This is a genomic window from Peptoniphilus indolicus (assembly GCF_900454665.1).
Taxonomy (GTDB): Bacteria; Bacillota; Clostridia; order Tissierellales; family Peptoniphilaceae; genus Peptoniphilus; species Peptoniphilus indolicus.
Genome location: NZ_UGTH01000001.1, coordinates 1,475,228 through 1,487,848 on the forward strand (window position 1 = coordinate 1,475,228; position 12,621 = coordinate 1,487,848).

The following is a 12,621-nucleotide window of genomic DNA, read 5'->3' on the forward strand; positions in this document are numbered from 1 at the left end:
TATGAATAAGAGAAAAAAACTTTCAAATAGTCTTTTGATAATTCCTCCAATAAGTATTTTGTCAGTTTTTATTTTTGTAACTATAATATTTCATGTAATTATGAAGGGATATATAACAGAGATAACGGCAGACTCCATAAATGAAGAATTTGTTTTAAGGTATGTAAATGAGCCTGAGATGACAGAATATTCATTGGAAACCTACAACAGAATATTTTTTCCAGTACACACAATCATAGTGCAACCTCAGAAAGACCCAAATAAGTATATAGGAGATTGGTACACGGATAGAGAAAAGATAGAGTCAGAAGCAATCTTAAGAGAATTATCGAAAAAAGATGAATTAAAAGACGGACAAACTTCTGTAACTGTTGGAGACCAATCATATATATTTGAGAGGAGAATGTACACCGGAGAGTTTGATGGATATTTTATATTTGCAGCTGGAAAGGAAAAAGAGCCATATGAAATAATAGTGTATATAAACACAACTTCTGTGCAGAGCATAGTGAAGTTGATGGATAAATTTATAGTTGTGCTGTTTACAATTTTTGCAGGACTAAGTGTTTTGTTAATTTCTCTACATCTAAGACGAATAAATATTTCTTTTAGAAATTTGAATAAGTATTTGTTGAAAGTCGGTCAGAGGGAAAAGGATATAGAAAAGGCAGATGTACTGTATGAAGAATTTGAAAGTGTTGTAGATACGATAGACAATATGTCAAATTTGATAGATAAATCAGAAAATTTACAAAAGAGCTTTTTTCAAAATGCCTCACATGAATTGAGAACTCCACTTATGTCAATTCAAGGGTATACAGAGGGTATAATGCATGGAGTGATAGATAAAGAAAAAGGGCTTGGTGTAATTTATAAACAGAGCAAGAAAATGTCCCGATTGGTCGATGATATTTTATATTTATCAAAATTTGAGACAAAAGAATTGGACGAGAGAGAAGTTGATATTTCAGATGTAATTTACGAGTCTTCAAATAACATTTCTGTTGGCAACAACAAAGATATAAGTTTTAAAATAGATTTAGATGATGATTTAAAGATTATCGGAGATGAAGAACTTATCGAAAAAGTATTTGATAATATAATTTCAAATGCCTATAGATATGCCAAGACTACTATTAAAATAAGTGGATTTAAATCTGAAAATATGATAAAAATAGACATAGTTGATGACGGAAATGGAATAGAGCCTACTGAAATAGAGCATATTTTTGAGAGATTTTATAAGGGGAAAGAGGGAAATTTCGGGATAGGGCTATCTATTGTAAAAGACATAATGAAGAAATACGGTGGTGTAAATGTCAGTTCAATGATTGGAGAAACTAAATTTACATTGTAATTTAGAATATAGAAATAATTTGCCACAGTTTTGCCACAAATAAACTAATAATTCATTCAAAGTTGAGGGGATTTCTCCTAAACATATTTTGTAGAATAATGACAGATAGAAAAACAAACTATCTAAAAAATAAAAATAAAGATGAATTTAAGGAGTGAATTATATGAAAAAACTAGGTACATTATTATTAACAGAGGTAGTATTTGGAAGAACAATATTGACAGGCATGATGCCAGTAAATGCATCATCACAAAACAAAGATAGCAAAGAAACTACAGAATGTGCTTGTGTTTTTGAAGACGGACAAAAAGAAAAAAGTTTTATAGATTGTATAAAGAGTTCAAAAAATATTACAGAAGCAGAAAAGCAACAATTGCTTAAAACAGAGGCAGAACTTGCACCAACTTGGAAGAAGATTGATGACTTAGAAGCACAAGTGGATATCATCTATGAAAAAATTATGAATCCTATCTATGAAAAGTATGACAAAATATACGGCTCAAACGAAAAACTATGGGAAAAATTCTATGAAGGAATAGATGACGAAGCTATGTCAGAAGATACAATAGCTGAAATTGAAAAAGCTAAGAATTTAACAGCCGGAGAAAAAGCTACTCTAAAGGCAGAACAGGAGAAGATTAACACTTTAGATTCAGAATGGGATAAGCTAAGTGAAAAAGCTGAAGCAGAGACCAAAGAATTGTCAGTTGAATTAGACAAACTATATTCTGTAGTAGAAAAAGCTAACGAAAAAAATCAAAAGATATTAGATAAGTTATTTCCTGAAATAACACCGATAGACGAAGAATTTAATAGATAAAGTTTAAAAGGCAGCTGGAAACAGTTGTCTTTTTGTTAAGTAAGATTTGGTAGCAGTGGGTAAAAGTATAGTATTAAAAGGGAGGAATAATTTTATGAAAAATATATATTTAGCAGGCGGATGTTTTTGGGGCCTTGAAGATTATTTCAGCAGAATTGAAGGAGTAATAGATGTAGTGTCAGGTTATGCGAATGGAAGTGTTGAAACTACAAACTATCAACTTATAAAGACAACAGGTCATGCAGAGACAATACACATCACTTATGATGAATCAAAAATATCTTTAAGAGAAATTTTGCTTTATTATTTCAGAGTTATAGATCCAACTTCAATGAATAAACAGGGAAATGATGTTGGAACGCAATACAGAACTGGAATTTACTATACAGATGATTCAGAATTAGAAGTCATTAAAAAAGTATTTGATGAAAAACAAAAGAACTATGCTGAAAAAATAGTAGTGGAAGTAGAGCCATTGAAACACTTTGTGTTAGCTGAAGAATATCATCAAGACTATTTACAAAAAAATCCAACAGGATATTGCCATATAAACGTCTTAAAAGCTTATGAGCCATTAGTTGATTCTGAAAAATATGTAAAGCCAAGTGAAGAAGAAATTAGAAACAAACTTTCAGAAGAACAATATCAAGTCACACAAAACAGCGCAACAGAAAGACCGTTTGAAAATGAATATTGGAACTCTAAAGAAGAAGGACTTTATGTTGATGTAGTCACTGGAGAACCACTTTTTGCTTCAAAAGATAAATTTGATTCAGGTTGTGGATGGCCAAGTTTCACAAGGCCAATTGCTCCTGAAACTGTAAAATATAATCAAGACAATAGCCACAATATGAATAGAATAGAAGTTAAAAGTAACTCAGGAGAATCCCACTTAGGTCATGTTTTTGAAGATGGTCCGGCAGAAAAGGGCGGACTTAGATATTGCATAAACAGTGCGTCAATTAAATTCATTCCAAAAGAAGATTTAGAAAAAGAAGGATATGGATATTTAAAAGAGTACATTAAGTAGCAATGAATACGTTCAAAAGAATAGAGATAAATTTACTAGAAAAATTTGGAGTAAGTGAAAAAAGTTTTGAAAAGTTAGATAATTTTGAAAAAAGAAAAATAGTTACAAAAATTTTTTTAATAGAAGAATTAGAGGAAATAAAGAATAATAAAAGACAATTAAGTGAACTTATTAAGTTTCATGCTAGAAATAAATATTTATATTTTTGTTATGATATAAATAAAAAAGACGAACTTGGAAGGATAATTGCAAACAGTAAAAGTAAAAACTTAGAAAAAGTATTTGAAGATTATAAAAAAGTACTACTTGAAATTTTAGATGAGCCGATAACAAAAGGTAGAGCAGTAAATGCATATTTTCATATTTTTGGATATTTTAGAAGTGATTTATCAGAAGATGAAAAGGCAGATTATTTTAGAATTATCAATGAATTTGAAAAAACAAATATCAGTGATTTTGAAATCAGAAATAAATTGTTTGAGTTTTCAAAAAAATATAAAAAAGAATATATTTCAAACCAGTTCATATTAAAAAAATTTTGGTGGGAATAAAAAGTCGTGTATTTAGCTTGGATTTAAACTAATTACACAACTTTTAATTTACTTATAAAAATTATCTAAATAAGAAATGTGCGAAAGGTGCAGCTAAAAGTATAGACAGAGCAACTCTTTCAAACCAAATTATAAAATAATCTCTCATTTTTAAAGGTATTTCTGTACTCAACATTGAAGGGATTGAACCACTGAAGAATAAAATTTCAGAAACACAAGTCACTCCAACTACAAATTTTGTTACCATAGCAGATTCAGTCATAGGCATTGCAGGTAAGAACATTTCAGCAATACTCATTGAAAGAGATTTTGCAGCCAATCCAGCATCAGGAAGACGTGTAATATACGTAAATGGATAGAAAATATATCCTACAATATCAAATACAGGAGTGTATTTAGCTATGATAAGACCTATAGAACCTACAGCCATAAGAGATGGAGCCATTGCAAAAGCAAGTTTTATACCGTCGACAAAATTTTTCTTAGTGTTTTCAACCACACCAGGAGCTGAAGAAGCAACTTCAACAGCAAGGTCTGTCGCAACCGCCAACTTATTTTGTTTAATATCTTTTTCAACGTCTCCTTCAATGCCATCATAATATTCATCAGGTTTTTTAGAAAGTGGATAAATTCTTGCAGTGATTGCTGTTACCAAGAAAGTAACTATTACTGTAACTAAAAAGTATTGAGTCCAATGAGTTTCCATAAAACCAAGAGTCTTAGCTACTATAATCATAAATGTAGCGGAAACTGTAGAAAAACCTGTTGCAATAATACAAGATTCTTTAGCAGTGTATTTGCCTTCTTTATATACTCCATTAGTTATTAAAAGGGCAAGAGAATATGAGCCAACAAAAGATGCAACGGCATCTATTGCAGAACGACCGGGAGTTTTAAATATAGGCATCATTACAGGTCGCATAAATACACCGACAAATTCCATCAAACCGTAAGAAATTATAAAAGCTAAGAATACAGACCCAATTGGAATTATAGTAGTTACCGGAACTACAACCTTATTAAATACAAATGGAATCATACTGTCTTCCAATAGACCTTGAGGTCCAACATTAAACACAGCCATTATTACAAATGGAATAGCTAGTAAATTTATAAATGTAAATGCAGTTTTGATTTTACTGCTTTTCCAAGTTCGCTTTACAAATGGATATATAACTCCAAATATAACTATTATTAATCCATAAACTGCTTTATAATAAGGTATGCTTTGAATTAATGTAACTATATGGTCAAGAGGAATCGAACTTTTACCGTTAAATGTAATAGGTACAAAAAACATGAAAATTCCAAAAAGACTATACAGTATAAATTTTGATAGCGCACTACTTCTACTGTTTTTCATAAAAACCTCCTTTTTATATATTATAACACGATAAAGATTTTACGGTGACTAATTAGCTAAGTAAACGATGATTGAAATATTTAAAAATCAAAAAAAGAAATGTAATTAGATTTGACTTTGTGTAGACAGTATAGGAGTTAAAAGGGGGTATATAATGTGTTGTTATATGGGGAAATATAGTGTAAGATTTACTGACGGAGGTATCTATGAATTCTGAAAAAATGGCTAACCAACCTATACCTGAGTTGGTTTTAAAAATATCAATACCTATAATGATATCAATGCTTATACAAGCTCTATATAATATAGTCGATTCAAAATTTGTATCTATGATAGATGAAAAAGCATTCACGGCAGTTTCAATTGCATTTCCAATACAAAATTTGATGATAAGTTTGGCAATAGGAGCAGCAGTTGGCTCGAATTCACTTTTGTCGAGAAGCTTGGGTGAAAAGAATAAAAAACTTACAAGCAAGATTGCATTTAACAGTTTATTTTTGTGTGTAGTGCACAGTATTATATTTTTAGTTTTTGGACTTGCATTCTCTAAACAGTATTTTGAATCTCAGACTACAGACCCAACTATAATAAAGTATGGAGTAGACTATATAACTATAATTACAGGAGTTTCAATCTTTGTATTTTTGCAAATCATGACTGAAAGACTTTTGCAAGCTACGGGTAAAACTCTCTTTACAATGTTATCTCAAGGGATAGGTGCAATTGTAAATATAATTTTGGACCCTATATTGATATTTGGTCTTTTCTCTTTACCGTCAATGGGAGTAAAGGGAGCGGCAATAGCAACTGTAATAGGTCAAGCAGTGGGCGCCATAATAGCGATATTATTTAATCATTCATATAATAAGGAAGTTGAATTTAACGTCTCAAAACCGGATTTTGAAACTATAAAAAAAATATATGATGTTGGTTTACCAAGCTTTGCGTTGATGTCTATAACTTCTGTGGCAGTATACTTTTTGAATAAAATCTTAAATCAATTTTCTGACTCAGCAGTTGCAATTTTAGGGGCGTATTTTAAATTACAAAGTTTTATATTTATGCCATTATTTGGTCTCACAAACGGAATGGTTTCAACTTTGGCATATAATTATGGAGCTGCAAATAAAGAAAGATGTATGGAAATAATAAAGTTCTGTATGAAGGGTGGAATAATAATTTGCACGATAGGATTTTTAATATTCCAAATATTCCCAGCTCAATTAATATCTTTCTTCAATCCATCACAAGAAATGTATGAACAAGGGATACCGGCGCTTAGGATAATTTCTACTTGCTTTATATTGGCAGCATATAACATAGTTGCAGGTTCGACTTTTCAAGCGCTTGGAAATGGAATGATATCTTTTTGTTCATCATTGGTAAGACAAATTGTGGCATTAGTTCCAGCGGCTTATCTGTTGTCTTTTTTGGAAAAGATAGAATATGTTTGGGGATCATATCTGATAGCAGAGATAGTAAATTTTATATATTCAAGATATTTTATAAAAAATTATACGTATAAAAAAATTAACGAAAGAGTAGTTACGATAAAAGGCTAAATATTGATTTTACAAACTTTTTATTGTATTATAGAGACAATTAAAAAGAAAATTAGGGAGGCATGAAATGGCTAAAGCTAAATTTGAAAGAAACAAACCACACGTAAACATAGGAACAATAGGACACGTAGACCACGGAAAAACAACACTAACAGCAGCAATAACACTAGTACTAAACAAAAGATTCGGATCAGGTGAATTCGTAGACTACGCAAACATCGATAAAGCACCAGAAGAAAGAGAAAGAGGAATTACAATCTCAACATCACACGTAGAATACGAAACAGCAAACAGACACTACGCACACGTAGACTGTCCAGGACACGCTGACTACGTAAAGAACATGATCACAGGAGCAGCACAAATGGACGGAGCAATCCTAGTATGCTCAGCAGCAGACGGTCCAATGCCACAAACAAGAGAACACATCCTACTAGCAAGACAAGTAGGGGTACCAAAAATAGTAGTATTCCTAAACAAAGAAGACCAAGTAGATGACCCGGAACTAATCGAATTAGTAGAAATGGAAATCAGAGACCTACTAAGCGAATACGACTTTGACGGAGACAACACACCAATCGTAGTAGGATCAGCCCTAAAAGCATTAGAAGATCCGGACGGAGAATGGGGAGACAAAATCCTAAAACTAATGGAAGCAGTAGACGAATACATTCCAGAGCCAGTAAGAGACATAGACCACCCATTCCTAATGCCAGTAGAAGACGTATTCTCAATCACAGGAAGAGGAACAGTAGCAACAGGAAGAGTAGAACAAGGAACAGTAAAAGTAGGCGACAACGTAGAACTAGTAGGACTAACAGAAGAAAGAAGAACCCTAGTAGTAACAGGAGTTGAAATGTTCAAGAAGCAACTAGACCAAGCCCAAGCAGGAGATAACATCGGAGCCCTACTAAGAGGAATCCAAAGAGATGAAATCGAAAGAGGCCAAGTACTAGCAGCACCAGGAACAATCAATCCACACACAAAATTCGAAGCCGAAGTATACGTACTATCAAAAGAAGAAGGTGGAAGACACACACCATTCTTTAACGGATACAGACCACAATTCTACTTTAGAACAACAGACGTAACAGGAGACATCCAACTAGCAGACGGAGTAGAAATGGTAATGCCGGGAGACAACTCAACATTCACAGTAACACTAATTACACCAATCGCAATGGACGAAGGATTAAGATTCGCAATTCGTGAAGGTGGAAGAACAGTAGCATCAGGCGTTGTTTCTAAACTTATCGACTAATTTAATTAACAATTAGGCCTTAGACCTTAGATTATTCTAAGGTCTTTTTTTGAGCAAATAAAATAAATTAAAAAATTATAAAAATATTTCTATTAAAAAATTAAACCTTTATTTAGCATTAAGCATGGTTGGGGTAAATAATAAAAATGAATTATTTTCTAATTAATTATTGAGACTTAAAAATAAATAGAGTAAAATACATAAGAAAGTTTGAAAAAAAGTTGAATTTTTAAAAACTAAGATGGGGGGAGAAATGAATAAGAAGATTATAGGAGTGGATGAAAAAGTACCTTTAAATCTGCTTATACCTTTGAGTTTGCAACATACGTTTGCTATGTTTGGAGCTTCTGTACTAGTTCCATTAGTATTTAAAATGGATCCAAGTATTGTACTTTTAATGAATGGTATAGGAACATTTTTGTTAATTTGGATAACCAATAAAAAAGTGCCAGCTTATTTAGGTTCAAGTTTTGCATTCTTAGGACCAACTCAAGTTATTTTATCAAAATATCCATTTGAATATGCACTTGGCGGATTTGTGGCAATAGGATCAATAGGTTGCCTTATTGCATGGTTGATTAAAAGAAAGGGAGTTAGTTGGTTAGATATAGTTCTTCCTCCAGCAGCAATGGGAGCCGTAGTAGCGCTTATAGGACTTCAATTGGCATCAGCGACAATATCTGGTGGAACAATAGGAGCTAATATAATGGGAGAAACTGCAACTAATCCGGACAGAATAGTTTTTGCAGTGACATTATTAACAGCAATTTTTGGTTCAGTTCTATTTAAAAAATTTTGGGCAACAATACCAATCTTAATAGCAATAGTAGTTGGATATATAACAGCGTATTTTTTTGGAATGATTGATTTTTCGGGATTAAGAGAAGCTAATTTATTTGTGGTTCCACATTTTCAAGCGCCAGCTTTTCACTGGGAACCGATTTTGACAATGTTACCTGTGACATTGGTTATAATGAGTGAAAATATAAGTCATCAAGTGGTAACAAGCAACATAATAGGAAGAGATATAATAAAAGACCCAGGACTTGATAAGACTATACTTGCAGACAATTTTTCTACAATGGTCTCAGGATTTTTGGGTTCAGTTCCGACTACAACATACGGAGAAAATATAGGTGTAATGGCAGTTACTGGAGTATATAGTGTTCAAGTAATAGCTGGAGCGGCAGTAGTTTCAATATGTATGGCATTCATTGGACCTTTAGCGGCACTTATTCAAACAATCCCTGGAGATGTAATAGGAGGAGTTACGTTCTTATTATATGGAATGATAGGGGCAAGTGGATTGAGACTTTTGGTTGATGCAAAAGTAGACTATTCAAAAAGTGCAAACCTGATTTTGACAAGTGTAATATTATTTACAGGTCTTAGTGGTTTGATAATTTCTGTTGGAAATGTAGAACTATCAGGAATGGTATTGGCAAGTGTGGTTGCAGTTATTTTAAGTATAACATTCCATATTTGTAGAAGATTAAAAATATTAGAAGATTAAAAATATTAGAAGATTAATAATAACAAACTCTGATTTACTAAGTAAGTTGGAGTTTGTTTTTTATTGATTTGAATTTCCAAAATATAGTTATTTTGTGCAAATACTATTTTCTAATAAATTTGTGAGCATTTTTTGGACTTATATTTAAATTAGTTCAGAGTAGTTTTTGAATCTTTTTAATTTCTTCGATTAATAGATTATTAAATGCTTTAACATAATGTGGTAGATCTATGTATTTATTCTTAACAATATCAATTCTTAAAGGATAATTAAAATCTTTTATAGGAAATAAGAAAATTTCTGGATTGTCTAATAAATGTATTGATAACATTCTAGGGACAATAGCACAGGTAGTGTTATTTAAACATAAACTAATTTGAACATCACATTCACTTATAAAGTAGGGAGTTTTATTTAATTGTATACCATGACTTAGAATATGCTGTTGCATAAGTTGATATAAAGCCCCAGTATTATAGTACATAGTGATAGGGATATCCTTTAATAAATTTAAATCAAATCCATGCTTAAATAATAGAAGATTTTCTTTTGAAAAATATTTTTTAAATAAATTTTTATTAATAACTATGTACATGTAATCTTCTGCGACAGGAGTAATATCTAAATCTAAGTCTAAACTAGAATTAATTCCAAGAAATAAGTCAATTTCATTCTTTAATAATTTGTTTTCTAATATAGATGTATCTCCACTAAAAAAAGAAATATTCACTTCTGGGAAATACTCATAATATTTATTAAGGACTTTTGGAAGTAGAACCTTAGATCGAGATGTACTAATTCCGAAAGTAAAAGAACCCCTTTTTTCATTAGAAAAATTTTCAATACTTGATTTTAGATCATTTTCGATTCTATTTATGGTAGATAATGATTTATATACTGTTTCACCAGCTTGAGTTAAATGTAGATAAGGCTTTCTATAAAATAATTTAGTTCCATATTCATTTTCTATTCTGTTAATATGGTCACTAATACATTGTTGAGTAACAAAAAAATGTTTAGCAGCTTTACTAAAACTTAAATTTTCAGCGATAAATAAAAAAATTTTTTGATTTTGTGTCATATTATCACCCCACAAGAAATATATTGTTAATAATTATATATTATTGAAAAAACTTGTGCTAAATAAAAATGATTAATTTATTTGATCAATAAAACAATAATAATACATAAATTATAACATTACGGGGGAATATAACAAGTTAAAACTTTAATCAATAAAAAAATTGCTTGTTTTACTTTGTTAAATTAAGTTTATAAAATAAATATGAAAATACTTAGAAAGGAGAAAAAGTGGAAGATTTAATTTTAGATTTATTAATAGGTTCATATGATTTACATACACATAGTAGTCCATCTCATGTAAAAAGAAGTATAGATGATATAGATTTAATAAAAGAGGCAAATAAATATAATATGAGTGGAGTAATGATAAAAAATCATTATGAATCAACCATAGGTAGGGCGCAGTTAATAAATTCGCATTTTAATTTTAATACTAAAGCTTATGGAGGGATAGCGTTAAATTATCCAGTAGGAGGATTGAATCCATATGCATGTGAAAGTTCTTTAAAATTAGGTGGAGTATTTATTTGGTTTCCTACTAGAGATTCAGAAAATTCTTTAAAGTATGGAAATATGAAAGGAGATTTTTTTAGTAGAAAAGGAATAAGCATTTTAAATGATAAGGGAAAATTGAAAAAAGAGGTTTACGAAATTATTGAGGTTGTTAAAAAATATAATGCAGTTATAGCTACAGGGCATCTTAGTGTTGAAGAAAGTATTATTTTGTGTGAAGAATCAATTAAAAACAAGGTTAAAACAGTACTAACACATCCCGATTGGCTAAGAACTGATATTGATATTGGCACACAATTAATGTTAGCAAAAAAGGGAGTAATATTAGAAAAAGTTTGGGCCAATTTAGAAGATGGAGATTGCTCAAAAAACAAGTTTTTAAATGTAATGAGAAATCTAGATTATGAAAACATTTTTATTAGTACTGATAGAGGTATATATAATAAAAAAACACCTATAAATTCAATGAAAGATGCTATCAAATTTTGTTTAGAAAGTGGAATAGAAATAAAAAATATAGAAAAAATGATAAAGTTTACACCTAAAAATTTAGTGGAGGGCTGAAATTGAAAAAATATGCAATAGTAGTAATTATTTCATTATTAATGTTAAATTTAGTAGGTTGTTCGAAGAGCAGAACTGAAAATAAGGTATTTCAAATTGGTTTTACAACAGCTCCAGTTGAAGATGACCCTTATTTTATATTTGCTAAGAATTTTTCAAATGAAGTTTATAAAAAAACCAATGGAAAAATTGTTATAGATATAAAAGGTTCAGGCCAGATTGGGCAAGAAGGGGAAATGTTCACTGGAATGCAAATAGGTACAACTGATATGGCTATTATGACAAATGCATATATAAGTGGTTATATAAAAGAAGCAGGTTTATTTGATTTACCTTTTATTTTTGAGAATTCAAAAGAAGCTGCAAATATACTTGATGGGAATATAGGGAAAAAAGTTTTGAATGAGTATGAAAAATATGGGATAAAAGCATTAGCTTATGGAGAAGGTGGATTTAGACATTTAGTAACAGCTAATGCAGAAGTTAGATACCCTGGTGATTTTAAAGGTCTAAAAATCAGATGTATGGAAACAGATACATATATAAAGACTTATCAACAACTAGAGACTAATGCGGTTCCAATGTCATGGTCAGAAACTATAACAGGATTACAACAAGGAACTATAGATGGGTTAGATATACCTATAAGTGTAACTTATACAAATGGGTTTGTAGATATAGCAAAAGATCTAAATTTAACAGGGCATTTTTACTCACCATTAATTCTATGTATATCAAAAAATATATATGATGAATTAAATGATGAAGAGAAAGAAATATTGAAACAGGCTGCAGAATATGCAGGTAAGATTACTAGAACTAGTAATGCAGATAAAGAAACTAAAATGTTAAAAGAAATGGAAAATCAAGGTATGAAAATAATTAGAGATATAGATAAAGGCGCTTTTAAGAAAAAGTTTAAAGATTTTTATAAAAGTAGATCTCAAGTTATCGGAGAAGAATATTTTGATGAATTATCGAGTGAATTAAACTTATAAAGGTGG

General features: G+C 30.6%; 11 protein-coding genes. 9 read left to right on the plus strand and 2 right to left on the minus strand.

Going from position 1 to position 12,621, the window contains the following annotated elements; genetic code table 11:
- The first annotated feature begins 1 nt into the window (after position 1).
- The 4 genes from DYE58_RS07065 to DYE58_RS07080 all read left to right on the plus strand — a co-directional run bounded on the left by DYE58_RS07065 (position 2) and on the right by DYE58_RS07080 (position 3,758).
- The gene (locus tag DYE58_RS07065; RefSeq protein ID WP_004820807.1) at positions 2–1,357 is read left to right on the plus strand and encodes a sensor histidine kinase; all 1,356 of its coding nucleotides are present in this window, start codon (positions 2–4) and stop codon (positions 1,355–1,357) included.
- 163 nt (positions 1,358–1,520) lie between these two features.
- Positions 1,521–2,177 carry a hypothetical protein gene (locus DYE58_RS07070; RefSeq protein WP_004820808.1) on the plus strand — a complete coding sequence of 219 codons (657 nt, stop codon included), beginning with the start codon at positions 1,521–1,523 and terminating at the stop codon, positions 2,175–2,177.
- 94 nt (positions 2,178–2,271) lie between these two features.
- Complete coding sequence (msrB, locus tag DYE58_RS07075; protein WP_040552316.1) at positions 2,272–3,207, plus strand: peptide-methionine (R)-S-oxide reductase MsrB; 936 nt, start codon at positions 2,272–2,274, stop codon at positions 3,205–3,207.
- 2 nt (positions 3,208–3,209) lie between these two features.
- Positions 3,210–3,758 (plus strand): DUF1722 domain-containing protein, encoded by a 549-nt coding sequence (locus DYE58_RS07080; protein WP_115312136.1) that lies wholly within the window; start codon positions 3,210–3,212, stop codon positions 3,756–3,758.
- A gap of 61 nt (positions 3,759–3,819) precedes the next feature.
- On the opposite strand, the gene DYE58_RS07085 is transcribed toward DYE58_RS07080, so the two are convergent.
- Positions 3,820–5,121, minus strand: a complete 1,302-nt coding sequence (locus DYE58_RS07085; protein ID WP_004820813.1) for a YjiH family protein — start codon at positions 5,119–5,121, stop codon at positions 3,820–3,822.
- Between the two features lie 206 nt (positions 5,122–5,327).
- Here DYE58_RS07085 and DYE58_RS07090 point away from each other — a divergent pair, with 206 nt between their 5' ends.
- The 3 genes from DYE58_RS07090 to uraA all read left to right on the plus strand — a co-directional run bounded on the left by DYE58_RS07090 (position 5,328) and on the right by uraA (position 9,457).
- Positions 5,328–6,683 (plus strand): MATE family efflux transporter, encoded by a 1,356-nt coding sequence (locus DYE58_RS07090; protein ID WP_004820815.1) that lies wholly within the window; start codon positions 5,328–5,330, stop codon positions 6,681–6,683.
- A 67-nt stretch (positions 6,684–6,750) separates the two neighbouring features.
- Positions 6,751–7,944 (plus strand): elongation factor Tu, encoded by a 1,194-nt coding sequence (tuf, locus tag DYE58_RS07095; RefSeq protein WP_115312137.1) that lies wholly within the window; start codon positions 6,751–6,753, stop codon positions 7,942–7,944.
- Between the two features lie 253 nt (positions 7,945–8,197).
- The gene (uraA, locus tag DYE58_RS07100; RefSeq protein WP_245946069.1) at positions 8,198–9,457 is read left to right on the plus strand and encodes a uracil permease; all 1,260 of its coding nucleotides are present in this window, start codon (positions 8,198–8,200) and stop codon (positions 9,455–9,457) included.
- 154 nt (positions 9,458–9,611) lie between these two features.
- Here the strand turns inward: uraA and DYE58_RS07105 are convergent, their stop codons facing one another.
- Entirely contained in the window at positions 9,612–10,538 is a 927-nt protein-coding gene (locus DYE58_RS07105) for a LysR family transcriptional regulator (RefSeq protein WP_115312138.1), read from the minus strand.
- A gap of 230 nt (positions 10,539–10,768) precedes the next feature.
- Here DYE58_RS07105 and DYE58_RS07110 point away from each other — a divergent pair, with 230 nt between their 5' ends.
- Together DYE58_RS07110 and dctP are read left to right on the plus strand one after the other, a co-directional pair.
- Positions 10,769–11,617, plus strand: coding sequence for a DUF6282 family protein (locus tag DYE58_RS07110; protein WP_115312139.1), 849 nt, complete (start codon positions 10,769–10,771; stop codon positions 11,615–11,617).
- Between the two features lie 2 nt (positions 11,618–11,619).
- On the plus strand, positions 11,620–12,615 hold the full coding sequence (dctP, locus tag DYE58_RS07115; protein ID WP_245946070.1) for a TRAP transporter substrate-binding protein DctP: 996 nt from the start codon (positions 11,620–11,622) through the stop codon (positions 12,613–12,615).
- The last annotated feature ends 6 nt before the right edge of the window (positions 12,616–12,621 follow it).

Coding starts and splice junctions, on each gene's coding strand:
- DYE58_RS07065 (WP_004820807.1), top strand. CDS start 2: ATGAATAAGAGAAAAAAACTTTCAAATAGTCTTTTGATAATTCCTCCA.
- DYE58_RS07070 (WP_004820808.1), top strand. CDS start 1,521: ATGAAAAAACTAGGTACATTATTATTAACAGAGGTAGTATTTGGAAGA.
- msrB (WP_040552316.1), top strand. CDS start 2,272: ATGAAAAATATATATTTAGCAGGCGGATGTTTTTGGGGCCTTGAAGAT.
- DYE58_RS07080 (WP_115312136.1), top strand. CDS start 3,210: ATGAATACGTTCAAAAGAATAGAGATAAATTTACTAGAAAAATTTGGA.
- DYE58_RS07085 (WP_004820813.1), bottom strand. CDS start 5,121: ATGAAAAACAGTAGAAGTAGTGCGCTATCAAAATTTATACTGTATAGT.
- DYE58_RS07090 (WP_004820815.1), top strand. CDS start 5,328: ATGAATTCTGAAAAAATGGCTAACCAACCTATACCTGAGTTGGTTTTA.
- tuf (WP_115312137.1), top strand. CDS start 6,751: ATGGCTAAAGCTAAATTTGAAAGAAACAAACCACACGTAAACATAGGA.
- uraA (WP_245946069.1), top strand. CDS start 8,198: ATGAATAAGAAGATTATAGGAGTGGATGAAAAAGTACCTTTAAATCTG.
- DYE58_RS07105 (WP_115312138.1), bottom strand. CDS start 10,538: ATGACACAAAATCAAAAAATTTTTTTATTTATCGCTGAAAATTTAAGT.